Origin of the sequence: Psychrobacter sp. CCUG 69069 (genome assembly GCF_021023115.1) — a bacterium.
Lineage (GTDB): Bacteria > Pseudomonadota > Gammaproteobacteria > Pseudomonadales > Moraxellaceae > Psychrobacter > Psychrobacter namhaensis.
Window position 1 is genome coordinate 136,353 of the sequence record NZ_QQAI01000006.1, and the last position, 24,696, is coordinate 161,048.

Genomic DNA, 24,696 nt, shown 5'->3' on the forward strand with positions numbered 1-24,696 from the left:
ATTAGATAAACGGTAGCGATGCCGCCAGACCTACATAGATCGCCACTTCGCTCAGCTGCTGCGTGGCACCCAGCCCATCGCCCGTATAACCATCGAGTCGCCTACGTAATAAGCGCCGCATGTAATCTGTGGCTATCAGGGCAAGTAATAGCGCCAACAACCATTGACCCACACCAATCTGCTGTACCGTATAGGGAAAAATGAGCGTTACTAGTACGCCGGCTAACAGCAGCCAACCACTGCTTAATAGTCCTTGTAATGGCGTCAACTGCTGCGCCATGGGTTTGGCTTTGGCATGTTCGATCTCCCCGCCATAAGGCAGTAAAGCGAGCAGACTAATACATAGTAAACGTGATGCAGTGTGGCCAATGATAAGTGCGATGATAGCCACTGATGGTGGCATGGAGGCCAACAAGGTCACTTTGAGTAGCAGCGCTGACACTAGACCTAAAACACCATACGTTCCCAAGCGTGAGTCTTTCATAATCGTTAACGTACGCTCACGAGTCAAACCACCGCCCAAACCATCACAACTATCGGCCAAACCGTCTTCATGAAAAGCACCAGTAAGCCTAATACCAAACACTGTACTAATCACCGCAGCTACTAACGGCGTAAATAAAACACTGCCAAGCCAAAACACGCCAGCACAAAGTAAGCCAATCAGCAAACCGACTGCTGGAAAATGACGACTGCTCTGATGCAACCACTGCGGATCATAGCTGGAAAATGAGGGAACGGGCAGGCGCGTTAAAAACTGCATGGCAACCAGCAGCAGACGCCATTCATATTTTATGAGCTGTCCAACCGTTGGTCGCGTTGGTGCGTTCTTTGACGGTTTTGGTTGATTTAGCGACTGTGACATCAGTGGTTTTGTCCGCTAACACCAGCATCACTAAAACTTGCCATGTCATTAATAATGGCACAAGCAGACTGCAAGAGCGGATACGCTAGCGCCGCCCCGCTCCCTTCGCCTAAACGCAGGCCCACGTCCAATAATGGCTTAGCGTTTAACAACGTTAATAAGTGTGCATGCCCCGGCTCGACCGAGTGATGAGCAAACACAGCGTACTGCGCCACTCCTGGTGCTAAGCGCTCAGCGACTAACAAAGCCACACTGGCAATAAATCCATCCATTAAGAGAATACGACGCTCGCTGGCGGCTTGAATTAGCGCACCTGTCATCATAGCAACCTCAAGCCCGCCTAGTGCTGCGAGCGCCGCTAACGGTGCTGTTGCCTCACTATGACGCGCCAATACCTGCGTTAAAATATCGTGCTTGTGCTGCAACCCTGCATCATCAAGACCCGTGCCACGACCAATACAATCAGTAATAGGCACATCACCCAACCTTGCCAACAACAAACTGGCCGCTGAGGTGTTGCCAATACCCATCTCTCCAACGATCAACAAGTTACCAGGGGCCTCCTTAGCCACTTTCATACCGTTTTCTAACGCCGCCAAGCATTCACCCTCTGTCATGGCAGGCTCTGTTAGCGCATCGCGACTCCCATGACGTACTTTACAATCCAGTAGCTGCGCGTGGGGGGCAAAATCCGTATCTACGCCAGCATCGACTACTTTTAGCTCAATCTGGTGTTGGCGCGCCAATACATTGATCGCCGCCCCACCTTGCAAAAAGTTTTCAACCATTTGCGCGGTCACCGCACTCGGATACGCGGAGGTGCCATGTTTGGTTAAGCCATGATCAGCGGCAAACACCCGAATCTGTGGCTGCTCAATATGCGGCTTGGTGGTACCTTGAATCATCCCCAATTGCAATGCCAGCGCCTCTAACCGTCCAAGGGCACCAAGTGGTTTGGTTTTTAGGTCTAGAATTTGCTGGAGCTGTTGACGTCGTTCGTTATTCTCTATAGTAGCGATAGTGGGCGCAGTAAATGTGATCAAAGGGTAGCATCCTGATGTTGGTACATGTAAAACAAAACCACATACTAGCAGAGTGTGTGGTTTTTGCCATTAATAAAGTCATATCTGGGCCGAATAGGTTTCCTAGCAGCGCGTATTTACGATAGAATATGCCCCTTTAAAATTCCCTATCATTATTGATGCTAAGCTAAGTAATAATGGCATGAATAATTCACTAAGATATCAATTATATAGAGACAGTAATGATCGTATTTTGGCTTGTGCTGACCATTCTTTTTATTATTTTCGCCACAGCAAAGTTAAAGTGGCATCCTTTTTTAGTATTGATATTATCAGCCTTTTTGGTGGCCTTATTTTACCAAGTACCTCTTAACACTGTCGCTAAAACGATCTCTGATGGCTTTGGTGGTATCTTAGGTTACATTGGTTTGGTGATTGTATTTGGTACTATTATCGGTTTGATTCTTGAAAAAACAGGTGCCGCCATTGTGATGGCAGAAACGGTCATCAAAGTATTGGGACCACGCTTCCCTACTTTGACCATGTCCATTGTTGGTGCCGTGGTGTCAGTACCTGTGTTCTGTGACTCTGGTTACATCATTTTAAACTCTTTAAAGGAGTCTTTAGCCGAGCGTTTACGCGTGTCTAGTGTGGCGATGAGTATTGCCTTAGCAACGGGTTTGTATGCCACTCATACCTTTGTACCACCGACCCCAGGACCGATTGCAGCAGCAGGGAACTTGGGATTAGAGACAAATTTAGGCTTGGTCATCATGGTGGGTGTGGTGGTGACGGCTGTGGCAGTGTTGGCAGGCTGGTGGTGGTCGAACCGCTTCTTGAATGCCACTCCCGACAATATAGATGCGATGGACGCGCCAGCCGCGACACTACCTGAAAACATGAAAACCCGCGACGACTATAGCCACATGCCGTCAGCAACGATGGCGTTTTTACCCATTATCGTACCGATCGTCTTAATCTGCTTATCTTCCGTTGCTAATTTTCCAAGCACGCCATTCGGCAGCGGTATAGTGACAGACATCTTGGTGTTTATTGGCAACCCTCTCACCGCGCTGCTTATTGGTTTATTTCTGTCGTTTTTACTCATTAATACGGATCAAAAAACGCAGCAGATTAGTGACAGTATCTCACAAGGTTTAGTGGTAGCCGCTCCCATCCTATTGATTACTGGTGCTGGTGGGGCGTTTGGTGCCATGCTAAAAGTCACTCCGATTGGGGATTATTTGGGCACGACTCTATCGGCATTAGGACTGGGTATTTTTATGCCGTTTATTGTCTCAGCCGCTTTAAAAACCGCGCAAGGCTCGACCACAGTCGCTTTGGTTACTACCTCGGCCATGGTTGCCCCACTATTGGATCAAATTGGTCTCGACAGTGAGCTTGGCCGCGTGTTTTGTGTCATGGCCATTGGTGCGGGCGCAATGACGATCTCTCACGCCAATGACAGCTTTTTTTGGATTGTTAGCCAGTTTAGTCGCATGAGTGTGGCACAGGCTTACAAAGCCCATTCAATGGCTACTGGTATTCAAGGCGTGACCAGTATCATGTTTATCTGGTTATTAACCTTGGTATTTATTTAACGTATTAGCGGCAATATTCAAAGAGAATTTCATGAAAATTTTAATCGCTCCCGACTCGTTTAAAGAAAGCTTAGAGGCATTAGATGTGTGCCATGCTATCCAGTCTGGATTTAGTCAGGTGTTTCCAAACGCTGACTATACGTTATTACCCATGGCGGATGGCGGCGAAGGTACTTCTGCGGTTTTGTCTTATGTGTTGGGTGGACGCTGGAAAGAAGTGAGCGTTCACGATCCCTTAATGAGACCAATTACCGCAAAATACTTGCTGTTACCCGATGCCACGGCGGTCATTGAAATCGCCCAAGCCTGCGGCTTACATCTGTTAACAGAGGCAGAGCGTAATCCTGTCGTTGCTAGCAGTTATGGTGTGGGTGAGCTTATTGCAGATGCTTTAGGTGAAGGGGTCAAACGCATCATCATCGGTCTGGGCGGTAGCGCAACCAATGATGCTGGTCTAGGCATGCTAATGGCGTTAGGTATGACGTTCCACGATGTGAATGACAGCCTACTCACCCACGGCGGCGGCGCGCTTGCCAGCTTACACCGATTAGATAGTACAAACCTTCATACAAAGGTGCGAGAGACCGTGTTTGAAGTGGCTTGTGATGTGACCAATCCACTGTGTGGCCTTCTAGGGGCGAGCGCAGTATTTGGTCCTCAAAAGGGCGCTTGTCCACAACAAGTCGCTGACTTAGACAAGGCTTTAAGCCACTTTGCCGCCACATGTGCTCAGCATGGCTATCCAGAATGTCAGGAAGTAGCGGGTGCTGGAGCAGCAGGCGGCCTTGGTTATGCCTTGATGAGCTTTTGCAATGCCCAGTTAAAATCAGGTTTTGATACGGTCGCCGAGGTTGCCAGCTTATCAGAGCACATTGCTGATGCGGATCTGGTGATCACAGGCGAAGGTAAGCTTGATGTGCAAACCGCGATGGGCAAAGTGGCAGGCGGCATCAGTCAGCTCGCCAAAGCCACTCATACGCCAGTTATTGCGATTTGCGGTAGCGTGGATGGACTAAAACCTACTCAGACCAATCAATTCGATGTCATTATGCCGAGTATCCAAAAGATCGACTCGATTGATAATGTGCTCCGCACGGCTTATCACAATATAGAGACGACTGCTGTTAACATCGCCGCAAGTATCAAACTTGGGCAAAACTTGAAATAATAACAGTCTATCAAATGTAGAGCCATTGAACGCCGTTGATAGCTCTACATTGAGCCTTACATTGGACCTTTACTTCAACACTGCTATAGCCATCTTTTTACTTCATCAATGACCGTGTGCATTCTGTTAGAGAGTGCATGCTGTCGTCTGACCGCAAGGTATAGCGTCTCGCTCACGGCAACTGGCAAATGATGGCTTTTGATCAGCTCAGGCTTTTGATAAGCCGCCACAGCATGTGCTGGCAAGACAGTAAAGCCTATGCCCCTACCAACTGGCTCTAAAATCAAACCAATCTGATTAGAAAAGCCTTTTTTGTCAAAGTCATTGATATGCTGAAATTCATCATAATTGGCAGTCAATAACATACCCGCATGATGGGCACCGTCTGGATGATCAATAAAACCAAGCTCTGTGAGCTTCTCCCAGCTTGGCTCTAACGTAGTGGCAGGTGTCACCAGTATCAATGCTTCTTGCGCCATAGGCTTGCAACTAACCGTCTCATCATCTGAGACATTTGTCATAAAACCAAGATCAATCTCATGATTGGCCAGCGCTCGCTCTATATCAGAATTTGGGGCAAAGCGATAATCAATCACTAGCTTTGGATGCTGCTGCTGTAACGTCAAAAGCTGCGGAAATAGCTTGAGCCCCACACTACCAGGCGACATTAAGCGCACGAGCCCTGCATAAGGGGGATCCTCGCCGATACGCTGCTGCAGATTTGATAAGCGCTGCAGTATCTCACCCCCTTCCCGATAGAGCTGCTCACCTGCGTTGGTCAATGAAAACAGCTTGCCTTGACGAATCAGTAGTTCTGTATCCAACTGCTCCTCTAGTTTACGCACGTGCTGGCTCACGCCAGACTGTGTCATGTATAGACGTCCAGCTGTACGAGTAAAGTGCCCAACGTCAACGAGCGTACAAAAAGTGCGTAACCATGTGATATTTATCATTAAAATTTATACTTATTTATATAATATTTGATAATTTTACATAATGACTGTGCGTTTGTACACTGATCTCACCTTAAATAAGCGTACAGCCAATAGGAGCACAAGCAATGAACAACGTTTATCCAAGAAGCTTTTCGCACATCGGTCTTTCAGTCCCTGACTTGGAGGCCGCCGTAAAATTTTATACTGACGTGATGGGTTGGTACACCATCATGGAGCCAACTGAGATTGTTGAAGATGACAGCCCGATTGGTGAGATGTGTACTGAAGTATTCGGTTCAGGTTGGGGCAGTTTCCGTATCGCTCACCTCTCTACTGGTGACCGTATCGGTGTGGAGGTTTTTGAATTCAAAAATCAAGAAAACCCTGAGAACAACTTTGAATACTGGAAAACAGGCATCTTTCACTTCTGTGTGCAAGATCCAAATGTTGAAGCGCTCGCTGAGCGTATAGTGGCAGCAGGTGGCAAAAAACGTATGGAAAAACCACGCTACTACTATCCTGGTGAAAAACCGTATCGTATGATTTATATGGAAGACCCGTTCGGCAATATCGTTGAGATATATAGCCACAGCTACGAGCTTATCTACAGCGAAGGCGCCTACTAAGCCAAGCGTAAAAAAGGACACGATATCTTTATCATGTCCTTTTTTACTTTATACAGGCATTAAAATGGGTCTATTATTCAGCAGCGATGGCGATCATCTCAACCAATAACTCAGGACGTGCCAATGCAGACTCGCCGCACGCACGCGCTGGTGGCTGCACGCCTTCAAACCATTTATCATAGACTTCATTCATAGCCGCAAAGTCTGCCATATTTTTTATCCAAACTGTCACTGACAACAGCTTGGATTTGTCGCTACCCACTTCTTCTAGCAACGTTTGGATCTTTTCCAAACAAGTCAATGTTTGCGCTTTGATATCGTCTTCTGCATTACCTACCTGACCACATAAATAAATAGTCTGGTTGTGAATTACAGTTTTACTCATACGTTGATTGCTATGTAGCTTCTTTATCATGTCATATCCCTTTCATTTATGAATTTAAATCTATACTTAGCCAGTCAAATTGCTTTTAGTTAGAAAAACGCTGGGCGCTAAACGGGGCAAGATCGACCAATGCAGGCTTATCATGAATCATTTCTTCAACCAGACGACCTGTCATTGGCCCCAACGTAAAGCCTTGATGGCTGTGACCAAAGGCAAACCATAATTTGTCATGCTTATCAGCAGGACCGATGACGGGTTTCATGTCCGGCATACAAGGACGCGATCCTGCCCACGCTTCACTTTCTACTGCGTCTTCTAACGGCAAGATCTTTCTCGCAAATTTTAAGACGGTTTTTAGTTGCCCGAAGTTTTTCGGTGCGTCCATCGTGGTCATTTCAGCACCCGTCGTGATACGGATGCCCTGCTGCATCGGGCCCATGACGAAGCCTTTGTCCATATCAAACATACTGTGCTTGATCGTATTTTTATCCGTCACTTTAAAGTGCTGATGATAGCCACGCATTGGGAACAGTGGCAAATTATAGCCAAGCGGTTTGATCAAATCATTGGACCACGGGCCTGCTGCGATGACCAACTTATCGCTATAATAAGTCTCGTTATCAGTGATTATTTTCCAGCCTTCGCTATCTTGGACGATTTCTTTTACATCGCTTTCTTTAATGGTGCCCTGCATGTCTTGAAAGTTCTTTGCATAGGCTTTTACAAGCGAGCTTGGGTTTGATACTTGCCATGAGTTCAACCAATGGATTGCACCAACAAAGCCCTCAAAATTGGCGCTCGGCTCCATTGCTTTTAGCGCTGCAATATTTAATACGTTATGTTCAACCCCTTGATTACGAGCATCAATGGCTGACGCTTGAGCCTCTTTAAACGTCTCTTCTGAGCGATGCAGTTGTAACCAGCCATCACGAGTAATTAGCTCATCAGCACCAGAGGCGCTAATCATGGTTTGGTGCTCACTGGTACAATGCGCGATCAGCGTCTGCCACTCAGATTCGATTTTTTTGACTGACGCGGGTGTAGAGTACTTCCAGTACTGGAGCAGCGCTTGGTGATAACGCAAAATTGCCGGTATGCGATAGCGGATATCAGTGCCTTGGTTTGGCAACACTCTGATCATTTCAGTCAGCTGACGAGGAAAAGGATGCGTATGAATGGCTTCGCGCTGAATCAATCCTGCATTGCCATATGAGGTCTCCGACCCGGGCAACTTCTTATCTAACAGTAACACTTTTGAGTGGTTTTTTTGTAGATGCCACGCAATTGAGGTGCCAACCATACCTGCACCGATAACGATAACTTCATAGCGCATAACCTGTCCTTTTCTTATGGTATTAATACAGAGTGTCAAATATGAGGGTCTAACAGATAAGGTGGTAATAGTAACGTATTGGGCTAAATATTAAACCCTTATCTAATAAATATTTTTACTATTAAAAACTTTTGGCTATGAATTTTCAAACTAGGTATTTTCAAAAGGAATAAACAGAGGGTTGAGCATTCATTTTCTAACCAATTTGATGAATTATTGAGGTTTGAGAATGAGTAACAAGAGACACTCTATCAGACAACACACGCTGATAGCAGAAGCCGTTTTGAGACCCAATAACTTTTTATGAGCATACTAAACCTCACTGCTACTGAGTATTGGAAATCCAAACTTCTAACGCAACAACCTCACCCATATTGGGTTAAATTTGCTACAATACGCCCAATTTTGATTTACTATTTGACTGCGTTTTATACTGACTAAGTGTCAGGTCTTATACTGTCTGAATACCAACTGATTTTATTAATACATTGAGAGAACACTATGGGTTTTAATTGCGGCATCGTCGGCCTACCAAACGTGGGTAAATCCACCTTGTTTAATGCTTTGACCAAAGCGGGAATTGCCGCTGAAAACTTTCCATTTTGTACCAAAGATCCCAATACGGGTATCGTACCAGTACCTGACCCACGTCTAAAGAAGTTGGCTGATATCGTCAATCCTGAGCGCGTACTTCCAACGACGATGGAATTCGTTGACATCGCAGGTTTGGTTGCAGGCGCATCAAAAGGCGAAGGTATGGGCAACCAGTTCTTGGCCAATATCCGTGAGACCGATGCGATTGCCCACGTGGTACGCTGCTTTGATGATGACAACGTGGTACACGTCGATGGCCGCGTCAGTCCTATTGATGATATCGAAACCATCAACACTGAGCTGGCACTCGCTGACTTAGAAGCCGTCGAGCGCGCTGTGTTTAACTTGACCAAAAAAGCCAAAGGCGGCGATAAAGACGCACAGGCCATGCTGGAAGTGTTCAAAAAGATCGAACCATTACTGGCTGAAGGTAAAGCTGCTCGCGCTGCTAACTTAGACGCCGATGAGAAAAAACTGATTAGAAGCTATGGTCTAATCACGCTAAAGCCAACCATGTACATTGCTAACGTCTCTGAGGACGGCTTTGAAAACAATCCATACCTCGATGCGGTCCGCGATTATGCGACTGGTGAAGACTCTATCGTCATCGCCCTATGCAACCAAATCGAGTCTGAAATCGCGCAGCTTGATGAAGATGATAAAAAAGACTTCCTAGCTGAGATGGATATGCTCGAGGCCGGTCTTGATCAGGTGATTCGCGGTGGTTATGACTTACTTGATATGCAGACTTATTTCACAGCAGGCGTGAAAGAAGTACGCGCTTGGACAGTCGCCGTTGGTGCCACAGCGCCGCAAGCAGCTGGCGTGATTCACACGGATTTTGAGCGTGGCTTCATTCGTGCTGAAGTGATTGCTTATGACGACTTTATCGAACATGGCGGTGAAAAAGGGGCGGCAGCCGCTGGTAAATCACGCCTAGAAGGCAAAACTTATATCGTACAAGACGGCGATGTGATGCACTTTAGATTTAACGTGTAATAACGCTGTATCCTGAAGTAAAAAACCAATATAGAGCCATCTATATTGGTTTTTTTTATGGCTAATATGTTATATTATAACATAACTTTTAAAATTCTTATGTTTGCCCTATTCTACGTTTGCTTTTACAAGGCCATTTTTCATGCTAGCACTTTCCCGCACTCATTCCACGACCGCTCTGCTTTGTTTGTCTTTTCTCATAGTAAGTGCAGGCTGCCAACAACAAGCTGATGAGCCAAAACCAAGTAGCGCTGCTGTAGCGCTTGACTCAACTGCTGAGGCCTCACATGATGAACACACGCACGACGCGCATGCAGACCACGATGAGCACAGTCATGAGGAACACGCACACAGTCACGGTGAACACAGTCACGGAGAACACGGTCATGAAGGCAATCATGAGGGGCACAATCATGACGCAACAGACATGACCACTTACGCGTGCCAGCCTGAACAGACAATTAAAGCGCATTATGACCCCGAAAATAATGCCCAATCTGCTACCAGCGCACACCTATTGATCGAGGGTATTGAGTACGATCTGACAGCAATGACGCTACCTCAAACCGACCGTGCTGGTGCAGTGTATGAAACCGATATTGGCATCACTAATGATGCTGGGATGAGATGGCAAGTGAATGCTGACACGACTAGAGCGATATTGAGCAATAAAACACTGGACGGCAGTGTGGCTAAAGATGCTGAAACCGTACTATTCGATTGTCAAAAAACGGACAGCTAATACGGCTTAATGACTGCTTAAGCGACTCCCTCTTATCTCCAACATTTATCTCAAAAAGAGTGCCGTTGCCTAACCAAAAACAGGCGGCGGCAACAGATGAACCGACGCGACTATTTTGCTATGCTAAGAAGCAATATAACAAATACTATCGGCTCATCATTGGGATCACAATAATAATGTCTAACCACCTATCTCTCTCATCTGCCACCACACAGTGGTCGCACTTACTCAGCGCCCAACGGCTCGGCTCATCCAAAGAACCCAAAACAGGTGAAACGGCGCGTTCGCACTTTCATAAAGACTATGACAGACTGGTCTTTTCTCACTCCTTTCGCCAGCTCAATCAAAAAACGCAAGTCCATCCATTGACCAATCAGCTTGGTATTCATACTCGCTTGACCCACTCTCTTGAAGTGTCTTGTATTGGCCGCTCTTTAGGGATGATGTCAGCAGAAAAGCTCCATGACACGTTAGGTAGCGGTCTACCCAGCGGGGTCTCGCCAGCCGATGTCGGGGTGATTGTACAAGCAGCGTGCCTCGCTCATGATATTGGCAACCCACCCTTTGGCCATGCCGGAGAATACGCCATTCGCGACTGGTTTAGGCAACCTGTTCCTCAAGCTAGGTTGCAAAACCTGACCCTTAATGAACAGTTGGATCTACTGGCATACGAAGGCAATGCTCAGGGGTTTCGGCTATTAGCGCGCAATGAGCACCATCCTGATAAAGGCGGTATGCGGCTAACCTGTGCAACCTTGGGTGCCTTTATGAAATACCCGTGGCTAGCGTCTCACAGCAACGATGTCAGTAATCATAGTATCAACAGTAACGTGCAGAAATTTGGCTGTTTCGATAGTGAAGCCTCACAATTAGAAGAGTTGGCAGCGTGCCTGCACTTACCGCGCTCAGAGCAACACGATGGCTTTGCCCGTCATCCGTTGGCTTACTTGCTGGAAGCGGCAGACGATATCTGCTACGCTTTGATAGATTTAGAGGATGGCATCAATTTAAATATTTTAACCTATGAGGATGTGGCCAGTATATTTTATGAGCTGATTGGCGAGCGTCCTAGCAATAACCAGCTGCCCGCCCACATGTCCGTTAGGCAAAGTTTGGCGTCATTGCGAGCACGTGCCATGATGCGTTTGGTCAATACAGTTACTGATGCTTTCGTGGCTAATAACGATGCTATGCTCGCTGGAAAACTGAACGGTAGCTTGTTTGCCCATTGTGACACTAGCGTACAAAACGGCATTCACCAAGCCAAACAACTAGCACGTGAGCAAATATTTAACCACCCAAGCAAGGTAAGAATGGAGCTGATGGCCAATCAATGTTTGCACCGTCTGCTAGATGCCTTTATGCCACTCGCTTGGACTGGCACTCAAGCCACACTCACGTCATTACCTATGTCCTTTGAACAGCAACGCTTACTAAAGTTACTACAGCCACATTTTGACGAACATCGCCGCGAACTATCAGACAATACTTATCACAATATTTTGAATATCTTAGACTTTATTACCGGTATGAATGATCATGAGGCTTATCGGTTGGCGCAAGAGTTACAAGGCCACTGGGGCACGATGGTTTAATAAATTAACATATGTGGCGTATTTCAGTCGTATTTACGCGCTGAAATGAGTATCATAAACCCCTATCGGATAATTTTGAAATATTATGAGCAGTCGCGAACAAAAAAAACTTCAAACTCGGCACGCCTTTTTTAATGCTGTGCTGGATTTATGTATGACAGGGCAGTCTTTTAGCTCCATCAGCCTCAGACAGGTAACACGTGAGGTGGGCGTTGTGCCGACTGCGTTTTATCGGCATTTCGATGATATGGAGTCGCTTGGACGAGCCTTGGTGGTAGAAGAGCTAGGAGGCACCTTAGCCATATTAAGCGATAGCTTACAGATTGGCCGTAAACGTAGTTTTGATCGCCAAATCGCTAAGAGTATCCAACTCTTTTTGTATATGGTCAGTGATCAGCCTTACTACTGGCAGTTTTTAGTCAGTGAACGTTATGGCGGCTCAGACGCCGTGCGAAAGGCCATTAATGAGCTGGTCAAAAAGCACGCCCACAGCTTAGCGGAAGATCTCGCGCTACAGCCAGCGTTTACGCACATCAATGACTATGACCGCCGTCTGTTGGCTGAGGCTGGCGTAAATATGTTCTTTTCTTGGATCATCGATTGGTTAGAGTTGACCTATACTGAAGACCATGATGATGAAATCGATTTGAATGAGATTGAAGAGAATAAACAGACGATGCTACACAACTGTACCCGCCAAGCACAGATGCTTTTTTATGGCGCTTACAATTGGAAGTCCAGTGAGGAAACCCTTTTAAAGGATTGATCACTCGTTTTAGGAGAGTGATTAAAAACTGGGTCTAAAAGCCCATAGCCGCTGCGCCACTACGTCGATTTGCTTGGTTTTTTTGCTGTCGCCGTTATAGTTGGCACCGTTAGGGACATTGTTATTGGCGTTATTGCCATTTGAGCTGTTGTTATTCGCGTTGCTACTACCTTCAGCATCATTCGCCGTTTTACTCACCAATACAGTGGCATAACGGTATTTTTCCTGCCCGACCGTTGCATTATCAGTAACCGTAATAAGCGTCATAAAAGCCTGACTATCAACGGCTAATAGTGGCGCTAATGCGGCTCGTTGTTCTTCGTTTAAACCGCTCAAATTTGGCAATTGCCACACAGCATCAATAGACTCTAACGCCCGCTGCGTCCGCATGTCGACCAGTCCTTGCATCTGCTCACTAGTAGCGCCGTCTACCAGTGCAGCCAATAAAACAGGACTGGCTGTATTAATATTAACCGGTACAAAGTAGGGAGCCGCCGTGATATAAGGGCGTAGTGTCGCTAGCACGTCAGTATTGACGCCTCGAACCGCTTGCAGCTGATCAACACTAACAAAGGGCTGATTTGGCAACGTATTATTGACTGTCGCACTCGATTGCTGAGAGTAGACTGTACTTTCGTTACCACCGTCTTGATACACGTCGCTGTCTGTGTCTTGATAGTCAAGTACCGCGATGGCAATGTCAGGCTCTAAGTTCAATTGTGTCAGCAGTCTTTGAAAGAGTGCTAAAGCGGCTGTATCTACCGCTCCCTTCTGATATAAGTTGTTGATATTAAACCGACTGGCTTCATCACGTAACTCGACGCTGATGCTATGCGTGCCTAAGGTATAAGGTGGAATGGGTTGTGCCCAAATATCCTGCTCGCTGTCGGTATCATTTAGCTTATCGTCAGCACGAATCACCGTGAGGGCCAATTGCTGACCTGCATGAATGTCTTGTAATAACTGGTTTTGGTCAAACAATAAGCCGCTACGCCTAATAGCAATCTTTTGGCTGGCAAGCATCGCCCCTGCGACCACAGTAATACTGACTACTAATAGCAAGATAGTGAGCAGCGCTACCCCGCGCTGAGAATGGGCTGTCATTGACATAAATTGCCTTCGTTATTGAGCCAATAAGCCATTTTCAATACTGCCTTTTCAATTACTGGTTTCCTCACCGCCGCTACCTCCCTCGCTACCATCATTGCCATTGTTGTTGCTGTTTTTATTAGGGACGTTTTGACGACTGCTCTGGGGTAACGGCTGCGGCGCGAGCGCCCACTGCCAAGTAATTGGCATGTCTTGATAAGTAAAACTAACGGCAATACCTTTTGGCAGTAAAGCCACTTCAGGCTGCATATCTACTGTACCAGCTGGTTGTTCAGAGGTTATATTTGTACCGACACTACTGCCGTCTTTGTTCGGAAATGTGCTGCTCGGCTCTGGTAAATACGCTTGCCAACGGCCTGCGGTGACGCCTTCTAGCAACACGCTGTCTAAGCTGACGCTATCACGCCCAACATCCAAGCTGGTGTACTGGCGGCGTATTAAGCGCTCATCTACAAAAACGTATTCGACATGCTGCAAACTAGTACTGCTTTGATAGCGCGGATCAGGATCGGCAAAGCGTACAAAGCTGACCTGCTCGCCATCTAAGCGCATAAAAGGCTCAGGCTGGATGTTACTTGCTTGGTTACCATCATTGCTGCTGATGCTATCTTGTTGGACATTGATCGCTTGATAAGGAATGATTTGCCCCATATCTTGCTGTAGCTGTAGATAAGCATATTGCAATACTGCCAAATTATCCGCATGGAACTGCGCCCGTTCACGAGCACGGTTGACACTGTCAAACACTTGCCAACCCGCCACCGCCAGCATCGCAAATATTGCCATGGCAACCATCAGCTCAAGTAAGGTAAAGCCGCGCTGACTCATGGCACACGACCATTTGGGTTTAAACTAGCCAAATCCAAACTGCCAACCTCTTGCTCAGCGCTGCTTAACATCACATCGATGTCTGTCACAGCACTACGCGTTTGTCCATCAATAATGGGAGCAACAGCGATATTCACTTGTTTTAAGGCAGGTGTCATGGCGTCACCCACTGTCATAACCACTTGCCAATCACGACCTTGAGCATTGACAGTCTGAGTACGACTTGCGGTCAGCCACGTCTTTTGAATACGCAAATCAGACGCCGCGTTTTGTGCGACAAAGTGCGCCAGCGTGCGGGTGCGCAATACATCGACTGAGTGCAGGTAGGCGCTACTGGCCCGACTGGCCGCCACAGCGACCACTGCCAAAATGGCCAAAGCAACCATCACCTCAATCAAGGTAAATCCACGCTCACGCTTAGACTGAGAATAGGTAGGCATAGTAAGCGACTTGGAAAAGATAGCCATCCACTATAACCCCTGTCCGATCATCATACTACCATCAGGCATAATCGTAATCACCTCACCCACCAAACGCGAATCATGCAGCACTTCAATGGTGACGGGAGTCGCTTGCCCAGTACCAAACCATAGGACCTGTGGCACTGCTTGATCGGCAAACCACGGCTGTAGTGTTTGTTTTTGTCCAGAACTTGATAAGTTACCAGACTCTAAGCTTTGAATCCTTAAGCTGACCCCAGCAGGCAGTTCAGGCAAGCTGACTTCTGACTCCCTCTCCCAGCTCGGGGTTGGCGGTTGGTCGCTCATAGCCCCTGACATAGTGTTCAAATCGGTAGACAACTCCATGGCATTTTTGGGGCGACTGTCTATACTACTCGATGTGATGTCAGCGCTTTGATAAGCGACATAAGGATTTGATAAGGTGACAATCACAGGGTTTACCTGACCTTCTTTATCCGCTTGTAAAACTAGCCCCATGGGCTGCATACGCTCAGCTGATAACAGACGAACATAACTTAATGAATCGGTAAGATGTTCATAAAAAGCACGGTTTTTGCGGGATTCACTGCTACCAACCGACAAACTCATCATGCCAGCAAATATAGATAGAATAACCACCACCACCACGATTTCAACGAGGGTAAAACCCGTTTGCGATCGACAAAGGCTTAATGGTTTAGCAGAGAAAATCTGAGCGTTTTTTAACAGCGAGTAGTCACTGCAACAATGACGAGGGGGCAGACTGAACTTTGTTTTATGATAGGTAGAATGTTGCGGGTTGATGCTTAAATGGCAAATGGCCGCTGAGCTGGACTGAGTCTTGGCAGTGACCGGCATATGGCACCTATAAGCTTATTATTAGGTTATCATGTATAAAGTGACATCACTATTTTTAAAACACTGAACAGATAGGGTTGCCCGTGTGGCACTATAGAATATTGCAACACGGAACGCTTACGGTAGTACATTGAGCTTCGAAAGAGTCACAGGCAAGCTAGTAATTGGTATTGCGATGCTCTTCTGACTCGGTATCGATTTGTTCTACCAGCTCTTGCATATCTTCATCCATCACCCCATCCTCATCGGCAGGATAATGGCTGGGGAGCTCAAGCATTTGTTGGACAAACGCGTAACGCAAGGTATCACGGCGGCCCAAATAACGCTGATAAAAGCTTGAATTTAATAACCCCGCTCCGCCTTGACCCATTGCCCAAATGGAAGATAAATAATCGCGAGTACTCAGGTTACTATTTTCATCTTTTAAGTAAGCACTGATAATATCAATCAAACGCTTCATGCGCTGGCGGCGTATATCGTAAAGCTCACCAAATAAGCGATTGAGACCCGTCACTGATGCCGCCAAACGCTCTTCGATTTGGTTAAGCAGCATGGCTTTTTGTGGGTTAAACAGCTGTTGAAAAATCATGCGGGCCACGCCTGCCGACGGACAATCATCAATGCGATTGATCTCGAACAACTGCTCTTCATAACGAATGATAATGCGCAAATAGAGCTCATCTTTACTGGAGAAATGCTTGTACAGTGTGCCTTTAGCCAAATCAAGCTGGTCTGCCAAACTGTCTAAAGTGATATCACCATCGCCTGACTCAAGTAGCAGTTGCTCTGCCATCGCTAAGATATTTTCTTCTCGTGCCTTGAACTGATGCTGACGACTCATAATCTCTCCTAAAACCTGACAAGATTAAGCATATGACCATTGTTTACACTAGTACGTCGGCAAAAAAGTATGAGGCTATACAAAGACTGCTCGAGGACGACAATGAGAATATGCTTATGTTTGCTAAATAGTCATAGATAATTATATGATTACGCTTGGTATTTAACGATATAGCGCGCAAACCATATGGTGATTTCATAAATGACTGAGTGGTCATAGCATACCCATTTTAGTGGTACTGTGCCAGTAAATTTTCAAAGTTTTTTGCAGTCAAAGCGCCTATCTCCTTGCTACTACAGCCATACATGTCTGCGAGATAAGCTGCCACGTAGGGTACGTAAGCCGGCTCATTAGGTCTACCACGTTTAGGCACAGGTGCTAAATAAGGGCTATCCGTTTCGATCAGCATTCTATCTCTGGGCATTTTTTGAGCGGCATCTTGGATCATTTGCGCACTCTTAAAGCTTACAATACCCGAGAAAGAGATATAAAACCCTAAGTCTAAGGCGCGTTTCGCTGTCTCCCAATCTTCGGTAAAGCAGTGAATAATGCCATGTTCAGCGCCCTCACTTTTTAAGATATCAATGGTGTCTTCTTTGGCATCACGCATGTGGATCACGAGTGGCTTTTTTAGACTTTGGCTCGCGTGAATATGACGTGCAAGACTGGCTTGTTGTTCTTTTTTATTCTCAGTTGACCAATAATAATCCAGACCCGTCTCCCCTATTGCCCATACATGATCAGCACTGGCCGTTTCTATCAGCCGCTCGATGGTCGCTGATTGTAAGACCTGAATATCTTCACAAGGATGGATACCCACACTCATCCCTAAATTTAGCCTCTCATCACCATAAGTGCGTACAATGTTGGCAATATCATCATACTCAGCAAAATCACACATAATCGCCATCGCACGGGTGACGTTAGCGGCTTTCATAGCGTCAATCGCGCCAGACAATTGGCCGTCATACTTAGTCAAATCTAAACGGTTCAGATGGCAATGACTATCAGTAAACATAAAAACTCTCATTAATAAAAATTATAAATAAAAAAGTTAGGTCAAAATTCAAAGTTGTATGGGTGTTTATTGCTCTAAAGACAGCAGTTTTCAAGTCAGGTAAAAGTCACTTACTTATCATACCGATTTATAAATACTTGACATCAGTGCAGCGGCACGACACGCATCACCTCTTCTATGGTCGTCAGCCCTTCACTAACACGCTTTGCACCTGATAAGCGTAATGGCTGTACCCCTTCGCGGTACGCTTGCTGCTTGAGTACGTCTAAATTTGCATCGGCGGCAACCAACTTTTTTAATTCGTTGGATAACGGCATGATTTCATATAGGCCAACACGGCCCTGATAACCGGTATGGCGACAGCGCTCACAACCTTGCGCCGTATAGATCTGTGCTGGCACTGGCGCACGCCAAGGCTGTACCAGCTCTTGCCATTGAATCGCTATCTCACTATCTCGCGTCACATCCACCGCTTGCTTACAGTGCGGACATAACGTCCGTAATAAGCGCTGTGCCATCACACCCAATATCGTCGCTGAGGTCAAAAAAGGCTGGATGCCCAAATCGTGTAGACGAGTGAGGGAGCTTGGGGCGTCATTGGTGTGCAAAGTCGAGAGCACCAAATGCCCTGTAAGGGAGGCTTGCACTGCCATGTTTGCCGTTTCGGCATCACGAATCTCACCCACCATAATGATATCCGGGTCTTGACGCATTAATGAGCGGATACCATCAGAAAAATACAAATCGACGCCTGGGTTGACCTGCATTTGATTAAACGCCGGCTCAATCATCTCAATCGGATCTTCGATCGTACAGACATTGACTTGCTCAGTGGCGAGCTGCTTGAGCGTACTATATAGGGTGGTGGTTTTACCTGAGCCAGTTGGTCCTGTGACCAAAACAATACCGTTTGGATGCGCCGTTAATTCATGCCACGTTTCCAGCTGTTTACCAGATAGGCCGAGCTGAGCAAACGAGCGCACCAGCACCTCAGGATCAAACACGCGCATGACCAACTTTTCACCGAAAGCAGTCGGCATGGTAGAGAGACGTAGCTCAGTCTCCAGCCCTTTTGGGGTACGGGTTTTTAGACGACCATCCTGCGGTTTGCGTTTTTCTGCGACATTGAGCCGCCCTAAGATTTTAATACGCGCCGTGACCGCCACGATAATCGCCAGTGGCATCTCGTAGACGGTATGGAGCACACCATCTATGCGAAAACGTACCTTGCCTGTCTCCCGCCGCGGCTCTAGATGAATGTCACTGGCACGCTGTTCAAAGGCATATTGTAGTAACCAGTCAACGACTCTGACGATATGCTGATCATTGGCATCGGGATTGGTGTTGTCACCCAGCTGCAATAGTGCCTCGACATTGGTGACATCAGCTGCCGCCCGTTTATGGACACTATTTGCCCCCGCAATCGCTTGCGTGACTTGATAGAACTCTCGGCGATAGCGATTAATCTGTTCAGGACTAAGATAGACCGTGCGATAGCTTTTAGATTTGATTAACTTGTCAATGTTTGCTTGCCAGTCCGTATAAAACGGCTGATCTGTACCGATGACCACCTCATCTAAGCTCACCTCAATCGGTAAAATATGCTGCAAGCGTGCATACTCAAAGGACATCAGCTGTGTCACGGCTGGAACATCGACTTTTAAAGGGTCAATACGAACAAGTGGCATACCCGCTTTTGCGGCCAACCATTGATTCAACCAAGCCAACGTTAATTTATTGTCAGCGCTGTTATCAGGCGCATGACCATTCGGCAAGCCAAACTCACTGATGGTCAGCAGTGGATGCTGTGCCTTATCACGGCGGCTAGTAATCACTAGATTGTAGCCACGCTGATCAATCACCTTGTCGACCAAAAGCTCATCTAGGCACCAACGCAAATCAATCACTATTGAATAGTTCTGAACAGACATATTATTCTTCTTTTATTACGGGTAAATAAGTTACTGATAGTGAGGAGTGCGGTACTAGTGACGCTCATTTGCCGCTACAAACTGACTGCTACAACAGAACTTATTTGTAACTGTCCTGACTCTAGCAACTGAAAACTGACATCGACAGACTTATAGCGCATAATAAATGGCATCTTTAATTCATGACGGCGATACGCTGGACGCGGGTCTTGCGCGATGAGTGCTTTAATCGCGTCGATATCAGAGAGGCTCAATTGGTTTTGTATCTTGTATAGCAGCGCAGCGACCGTAGCAGGTTCTGTATCAGTGGGTTTATTATCACCTCTACCCGACTCTCCTGTATGAACCAACGTTATAAATTGTGCATACGCTGACTCAGTGATAGTCACCTCCGACGACACAGGGGCAGTGGGTGCAAAGCCACTCTCTGCTTGGGCGATAGCGTCACTATAAGCCACATAGGGTTTGATATCGATAATAGGCGTGTCATTTATCATATCTGCACCGCTAATGATAAGCAACGCACGTCCTTGTACCACCGCCACACGCTCAAGCTTGACCACAGACAGTCCTAATGCCGAAGGCCGATACATACTTCGACTGGCGAACACGCCTATTTTTTGATTGCCACCGAGTCTTGGTGGTCGTACTTGCGGGCGAAATTCCCTGTCTGCTTTATGCAAGCCATTGCCCTTATCAAGATAGTTATGATGAAATTGCCAACTGACCCAAATATGACTAAACGCCTCCAAACCAACGAAAGCCGCTGGCGTATCATAAGGCGCTCGCATCTCAATAACACTGGTCAACGCGACCAGATTTGGCTGCCTTGGCGCACCAAACTTTTGTGATAGCGGCGCACGATGGTAGCCAATAATTGGCGCACGATGACTCTCATCTTGGGACACCTTTTCACCCCACATACACTGTCTCCCTGCGTGACAAACTGCTACTGTTAAACTGATATGCCCAATCTTACAAAATTATTCGCTAACGATATTCCATTTTATCATGCCCCATCGTCACTGCTGGACGGATTTTTATTTTAAAGTTTGTTATTATGAGCGAGCCATTCAATGACAGCCGTTTAAGCTCGTAGACTCTCGTACGTTTCTGTAGACTTTGTAGGCATCTATACGTACTCATAACATCCGACAAAATGTTAGAATAGCATTTGAAATTTTTGATTACAGACTATCTACCGTGCCCAAACTCTGGCAAAACTGATGTGTTAACAACAACTATTTAGACAACCATCAGACTCCAGATACGGCGTTATAATTTTTATTTGTCATTGAAATTATTGATTTTACACATATTTAACTTAACGTTACAGTTAGCAACTTATTAACGAGGACTTTATGTCAAAACTTCGCACCGAAACGGTCACAGAGGTTCATCATTGGAATGACTCTCTATTTAGCATCAAAACCACTCGTGACGACGGCTTACGTTTTCGTAATGGCGAGTTTGCGATGATTGGAATCGTTGTCGATGGCAGGCCATTGTTGCGCGCTTACTCAATTGCTAGCCCTAATTACGAAGACCATTTGGAATTCTTTTCTATCAAAGTGCCAGATGGTCCACTGACGTCACGCTTGCAGCACATCAAAGTGGGCGATGAATTGTTGGTCAGTAAAAAACCAACAGGGACCCTAGTGCTAGATGACTTACTACCCGGCAAACACCTTTATATGCTCTCAACAGGCACAGGATTAGCGCCATTCTTAGCGTTGGCGCGTGACCCTGAAGTCTATGAGCGCTTTGACAAAATCATTTTGGTACATGGCGTACGTCATGCAGAGGATTTGGCTTATCGTGAGATGTTCGAAAACGAGCTGCCCAATGACGAAATCTTTGGAGAATGGTACCGCGAAAAATTCATCTACTACCCGACCGTGACTCGTGAAGAATTTAAAAACCAAGGCCGTGTGACCGATTTGATGAAGTCAGGTAAACTTTTTGAAGACATTGGCTTACCCCCTATCAACAAAGACGATGATCGCGTGATGATATGCGGTAGCATGCCTTTTAATGCAGAAGTCTCAGCGATTTTAGATGATTTCGGTTTAACGGTTTCACCGCGTATGGGTGTCCAAGCGGATTATGCAGTTGAGCGCGCTTTTGTTGGATAAACTACATTTTTTGGCTTTGATTGATAATTATAGTAAATAATTCTTGACGGTGAAAAAAAGGCTGCTATAATACGCAGCCTATACAGAGTTAACCCTGTAACCCAATTCGATAATATCTATCCAATAGACGTTATCTTCTAACATGCCAGTGTGATGGAATTGGTAGACATGACGGATTCAAAATCCGTTGCCTTTAAAAGCGTGTCGGTTCGAGTCCGACCACTGGTACCACTATACGAAACCCTTACAGTCTATAGATTGTGAGGGTTTTTTATTGCGTGAATTATTTATAAATTGGTCGAGTAATAACAGCGTAAAATAAAATTTTGATACTATCTTGATACTTTAATACATCTGCATGTTCACGTATTATAGTGCTATTAATATAATAACTGCGGCGTGACGGATGAATTATGAAAGTTAAGCTTAGTAAGAAGTTTATCGATTCAGTTGCATATGCTTCAAATGGTACAGACATCTACATGGATGAAGTATTAACGGGTTTTGCACTTCGTGTGGGTAAGCAATCTAAGAGATACACGCTTCATAAACGCATCAATGGTAAGCTCTATCGTGACGAAGTTGAAGAAACACATCTAATCACTTTGACTGAAGCTCGTGAAAAAGCGAGCACGATGATAGTCAACATAAAAAAGGGACTTGATGTTTACGATGGTTATCACGCTACTCCAAAGTTAAAAGACATTCAAGATTCTGATATACCAACACTTAATGAAGCATATACCTACTTTAAATCTATGAAGCCAAATCTTGCCAGCCGTACTATTGAAACTTATGATCAGCAAATACTTGGTCGACTCGATGACTGGCTTGATATATCGTTAAACGATATAACTAAAACTATGATAAGTGAAAAACATAAGGAAATCAGCAAATCTAGTCCAGCTCAAGCGAATGCTACTATGCGAGCTCTTCGATCAGTATGGAATTATTGTCAAGATAGCTTCTTAGATGACGATGAGGAGTACATAATAAAGGATCAACCCATTCGAATACTGAATGCCAAAAATGATTGGAACAAAATTAAACCTCGTACTCGTCATGTTGAAGAAGAGTATTTAGGAGTATATTTTAGAACTTTGATTGAACACCGTGACGGTAGTTCTTTCAAACAAGCATCTTATAGCAATAATGCTCGTGATCTTTTACTGCTTTTTATGTTTGCTGGAGTTCGCTTAAATGAAGCGCAGACACTAAGATGGGAAGATGTAGATCTTGACGCTGCTCGTATCGTTTTTAAAGCCACTAAAAATGGTTCTGATTACCATATGCCTACTGGAAAAATACTTCAAGCCATACTTAGTGAACGCTATAGATTGAGCAATGGAGAGCGTTGGGTATTTCCGAGTGATTTGAAAAGAAATAGCGACCACGTTAAAGATTTGAGCGGTAGTTATCATTCAATATCAAACAAAGCTGGCTTGCACATTACGCCTCACGATTTGCGTCGTACATTTGGCACTGTCGCTAATGGTCTTAATGTAACCTATCCAGTGTTAAAGAGACTGCTCAATCATCGTGAGGCTAAATCTAGTGATGATGTGACACTACATTACATACAGGTATCACAGCGACAATTACGTGAAGCTTTAGATGAGATTGAAGCTTTTTATTGCAAGCATATAGGAATGACTCAAGATGAGGTGATTAAGAGTCTCTTACAGACATAACTTCATATAATTTTTTAAAGTTCTGTACAACTAACTAATCGATAGAACATGTAATGACATTTTGATTAGGAGACATACTATGGGTATCAAACTTGAATTTGGTATGACACAGAATAGTAGAGATCAAAAAATCTGTGTTGATTATTGGGCATATGATCATAAGGAGGATTATCTTGAACATGTACAAATGCTATGTCAGAAATATAGAATCAGCTCAAATCTATTGTTTGAGACGATTGCTCAATGTTACGCTTGTTTAGATGATATGCTCTGTGAGTACTGTGCAAGTGCTTGCCCGTTAGAGATGCCAGCAGATATCCTATATATGCGTGCTCAAGATAGTTGGTGTTGTATGGTTTGCAAAAACGCAGTATGGCAAAAGGATTACGTTTGATCGCTTTCAAACTTATATAGTAATTATTGCAAAATCTACAGTAGTAAATTACATTATATGATTTTTTATAAACAATCATATATGCCAATTATTCTGATTAAACTGGTTCACTATCTCTAGTAACCCATTTACCAAACTCAAAACTCTCGTTATATTTGATTTTGAAACTGTTGTTTACAAGGTAAACACATTCCGTATTAAGAGTTGTATTCGAAGTATAGAATTTTTCTGTATTAAGACCTAAATGCTTTATAAAAAGCGGCTTAGTGAAAAATTTTTTTAAATAGGTACTATATTGACCATCTCTATCTATGACAAAACCACATTCAACACAAGTGTTGACTATAAAAACTTTGTTAAGTATTTCACTACGCACCTTTTTTATGGGTGAAAAAACATAATTCTTAGAAAAATGTGTATTAATAATTCTAAGCTCTTTATCGCTACAATCTTTTATTTTCTTAGAACGTACTTTATAGTCTTCTTTATATCTCACCTCAGAAATTATCGGATTGGAGTAACCACATTTAGCGCAAGAGTCTTTACTCACCCCTAAAGTCATCTCAGTGATACCGTTGGATTTAAATCTAAACTTTGTAGAGGTGAATCGCTCATAAGGTATAAAAACTAGGCCCTGTGAAACCAATCTTTGTATAAAATTCTCTAATGGTAGTGTAATAGGCTTAAATGAATGAACCGCCCCGGGATTGTCGGAGACTCAACATTCTGAGAGAATACGACAATGAAAAAACAAACCTACACTCCTGAGATTAAAGAACGCGCCGTTCGCATGCTGATAGAAGCGTTGGGCGACTATCC

At 45.1% G+C, this 24,696-nt stretch carries 24 protein-coding genes and 1 tRNA gene; 11 read left to right on the top strand and 14 right to left on the bottom strand.

The genetic code is table 11. The features are described from left to right. Position 1: 1 nt before the first annotated feature. Together cobS and cobT are read right to left on the bottom strand one after the other, a co-directional pair. On the bottom strand, positions 2-865 hold the full coding sequence (gene cobS / locus DVY93_RS06175; protein WP_198334075.1) for an adenosylcobinamide-GDP ribazoletransferase: 864 nt from the start codon (positions 863-865) through the stop codon (positions 2-4). Further along, on the bottom strand, positions 865-1,908 hold the full coding sequence (gene cobT / locus DVY93_RS06180) for a nicotinate-nucleotide--dimethylbenzimidazole phosphoribosyltransferase (RefSeq protein ID WP_193006179.1): 1,044 nt from the start codon (positions 1,906-1,908) through the stop codon (positions 865-867). Before cobT ends, cobS begins: the two co-directional genes overlap by 1 nt. Before the next feature lie 221 nt (positions 1,909-2,129). On the opposite strand from cobT, the gene DVY93_RS06185 reads away from it, so the two are divergent. Both DVY93_RS06185 and DVY93_RS06190 read left to right on the top strand, forming a co-directional pair. Then, positions 2,130-3,488, top strand: coding sequence for a GntP family permease (locus tag DVY93_RS06185; protein ID WP_198334076.1), 1,359 nt, complete (start codon positions 2,130-2,132; stop codon positions 3,486-3,488). 31 nt (positions 3,489-3,519) lie between these two features. Beyond that, the gene (locus tag DVY93_RS06190; RefSeq protein ID WP_193006181.1) at positions 3,520-4,656 is read left to right on the top strand and encodes a glycerate kinase; all 1,137 of its coding nucleotides are present in this window, start codon (positions 3,520-3,522) and stop codon (positions 4,654-4,656) included. Between the two features lie 83 nt (positions 4,657-4,739). On the opposite strand, the gene DVY93_RS06195 is transcribed toward DVY93_RS06190, so the two are convergent. Next, positions 4,740-5,609 (bottom strand): LysR family transcriptional regulator, encoded by an 870-nt coding sequence (locus DVY93_RS06195; protein WP_230709776.1) that lies wholly within the window; start codon positions 5,607-5,609, stop codon positions 4,740-4,742. A 107-nt stretch (positions 5,610-5,716) separates the two neighbouring features. On the opposite strand from DVY93_RS06195, the gene DVY93_RS06200 reads away from it, so the two are divergent. Then, entirely contained in the window at positions 5,717-6,217 is a 501-nt protein-coding gene (locus DVY93_RS06200) for a lactoylglutathione lyase family protein (RefSeq protein ID WP_230709778.1), read from the top strand. Positions 6,218-6,290: 73 nt separating this feature from the next. Here DVY93_RS06200 and DVY93_RS06205 read toward each other — a convergent pair whose 3' ends face one another. Together DVY93_RS06205 and DVY93_RS06210 are read right to left on the bottom strand one after the other, a co-directional pair. Beyond that, on the bottom strand, positions 6,291-6,629 hold the full coding sequence (locus tag DVY93_RS06205; RefSeq protein WP_193006225.1) for a RidA family protein: 339 nt from the start codon (positions 6,627-6,629) through the stop codon (positions 6,291-6,293). 58 nt (positions 6,630-6,687) lie between these two features. Continuing rightward, entirely contained in the window at positions 6,688-7,935 is a 1,248-nt protein-coding gene (locus DVY93_RS06210; RefSeq protein ID WP_193006184.1) for an NAD(P)/FAD-dependent oxidoreductase, read from the bottom strand. A gap of 501 nt (positions 7,936-8,436) precedes the next feature. Between DVY93_RS06210 and ychF the strand changes: the two genes are divergently transcribed. The 4 genes from ychF (at position 8,437) to DVY93_RS06230 (ending at position 12,631) form a co-directional block, all read left to right on the top strand. Continuing rightward, positions 8,437-9,528, top strand: coding sequence for a redox-regulated ATPase YchF (gene ychF, locus DVY93_RS06215; protein ID WP_193006185.1), 1,092 nt, complete (start codon positions 8,437-8,439; stop codon positions 9,526-9,528). A gap of 142 nt (positions 9,529-9,670) precedes the next feature. After that, a complete protein-coding gene (locus DVY93_RS06220; RefSeq protein WP_230709782.1) occupies positions 9,671-10,270 on the top strand; it encodes a hypothetical protein in 600 nt (199 codons plus the stop codon). Between the two features lie 176 nt (positions 10,271-10,446). Next, the gene (locus tag DVY93_RS06225) at positions 10,447-11,865 is read left to right on the top strand and encodes a deoxyguanosinetriphosphate triphosphohydrolase (protein ID WP_230709784.1); all 1,419 of its coding nucleotides are present in this window, start codon (positions 10,447-10,449) and stop codon (positions 11,863-11,865) included. Between the two features lie 85 nt (positions 11,866-11,950). Beyond that, the gene (locus DVY93_RS06230) at positions 11,951-12,631 is read left to right on the top strand and encodes a TetR family transcriptional regulator (RefSeq protein ID WP_198334079.1); all 681 of its coding nucleotides are present in this window, start codon (positions 11,951-11,953) and stop codon (positions 12,629-12,631) included. A gap of 21 nt (positions 12,632-12,652) precedes the next feature. Here the strand turns inward: DVY93_RS06230 and gspK are convergent, their stop codons facing one another. From gspK to tsaA, 8 genes are all read right to left on the bottom strand, one after another. Beyond that, a complete protein-coding gene (gspK, locus tag DVY93_RS06235; RefSeq protein ID WP_230709787.1) occupies positions 12,653-13,735 on the bottom strand; it encodes a type II secretion system minor pseudopilin GspK in 1,083 nt (360 codons plus the stop codon). Positions 13,736-13,789: 54 nt separating this feature from the next. Further along, positions 13,790-14,569 carry a type II secretion system minor pseudopilin GspJ gene (gene gspJ, locus DVY93_RS06240; RefSeq protein WP_230709789.1) on the bottom strand — a complete coding sequence of 260 codons (780 nt, stop codon included), beginning with the start codon at positions 14,567-14,569 and terminating at the stop codon, positions 13,790-13,792. After that, the gene (gene gspI / locus DVY93_RS06245) at positions 14,566-15,009 is read right to left on the bottom strand and encodes a type II secretion system minor pseudopilin GspI (protein WP_230709791.1); all 444 of its coding nucleotides are present in this window, start codon (positions 15,007-15,009) and stop codon (positions 14,566-14,568) included. Before gspI ends, gspJ begins: the two co-directional genes overlap by 4 nt. 30 nt (positions 15,010-15,039) lie before the next feature. Then, positions 15,040-15,867, bottom strand: a complete 828-nt coding sequence (locus DVY93_RS06250; protein WP_230709794.1) for a prepilin-type N-terminal cleavage/methylation domain-containing protein — start codon at positions 15,865-15,867, stop codon at positions 15,040-15,042. A 157-nt stretch (positions 15,868-16,024) separates the two neighbouring features. After that, a complete protein-coding gene (locus DVY93_RS06255; RefSeq protein WP_193006192.1) occupies positions 16,025-16,708 on the bottom strand; it encodes a TetR/AcrR family transcriptional regulator in 684 nt (227 codons plus the stop codon). A 229-nt stretch (positions 16,709-16,937) separates the two neighbouring features. Further along, positions 16,938-17,726: a TatD family hydrolase gene (locus tag DVY93_RS06260; RefSeq protein WP_193006193.1), complete on the bottom strand. Its 789-nt coding sequence runs from the start codon at positions 17,724-17,726 to the stop codon at positions 16,938-16,940. Between the two features lie 143 nt (positions 17,727-17,869). Then, positions 17,870-19,657 carry a GspE/PulE family protein gene (locus DVY93_RS06265; protein ID WP_198334082.1) on the bottom strand — a complete coding sequence of 596 codons (1,788 nt, stop codon included), beginning with the start codon at positions 19,655-19,657 and terminating at the stop codon, positions 17,870-17,872. A 74-nt stretch (positions 19,658-19,731) separates the two neighbouring features. After that, on the bottom strand, positions 19,732-20,580 hold the full coding sequence (gene tsaA / locus DVY93_RS06270) for a tRNA (N6-threonylcarbamoyladenosine(37)-N6)-methyltransferase TrmO (RefSeq protein WP_193006195.1): 849 nt from the start codon (positions 20,578-20,580) through the stop codon (positions 19,732-19,734). A 438-nt stretch (positions 20,581-21,018) separates the two neighbouring features. On the opposite strand from tsaA, the gene DVY93_RS06275 reads away from it, so the two are divergent. The 4 genes from DVY93_RS06275 to DVY93_RS06290 all read left to right on the top strand — a co-directional run bounded on the left by DVY93_RS06275 (position 21,019) and on the right by DVY93_RS06290 (position 23,877). Continuing rightward, positions 21,019-21,792 (top strand): ferredoxin--NADP reductase, encoded by a 774-nt coding sequence (locus DVY93_RS06275; RefSeq protein ID WP_193006196.1) that lies wholly within the window; start codon positions 21,019-21,021, stop codon positions 21,790-21,792. A 144-nt stretch (positions 21,793-21,936) separates the two neighbouring features. Beyond that, a tRNA-Leu gene (locus DVY93_RS06280) sits at positions 21,937-22,023 on the top strand. Between the two features lie 182 nt (positions 22,024-22,205). Then, positions 22,206-23,483, top strand: a complete 1,278-nt coding sequence (locus DVY93_RS06285) for a tyrosine-type recombinase/integrase (RefSeq protein WP_201600851.1) — start codon at positions 22,206-22,208, stop codon at positions 23,481-23,483. 79 nt (positions 23,484-23,562) lie between these two features. Then, positions 23,563-23,877 carry a hypothetical protein gene (locus DVY93_RS06290; RefSeq protein WP_230709796.1) on the top strand — a complete coding sequence of 105 codons (315 nt, stop codon included), beginning with the start codon at positions 23,563-23,565 and terminating at the stop codon, positions 23,875-23,877. Between the two features lie 97 nt (positions 23,878-23,974). On the opposite strand, the gene DVY93_RS06295 is transcribed toward DVY93_RS06290, so the two are convergent. Then, complete coding sequence (locus DVY93_RS06295; RefSeq protein ID WP_230709798.1) at positions 23,975-24,439, bottom strand: hypothetical protein; 465 nt, start codon at positions 24,437-24,439, stop codon at positions 23,975-23,977. Positions 24,440-24,696: the final 257 nt, after the last annotated feature.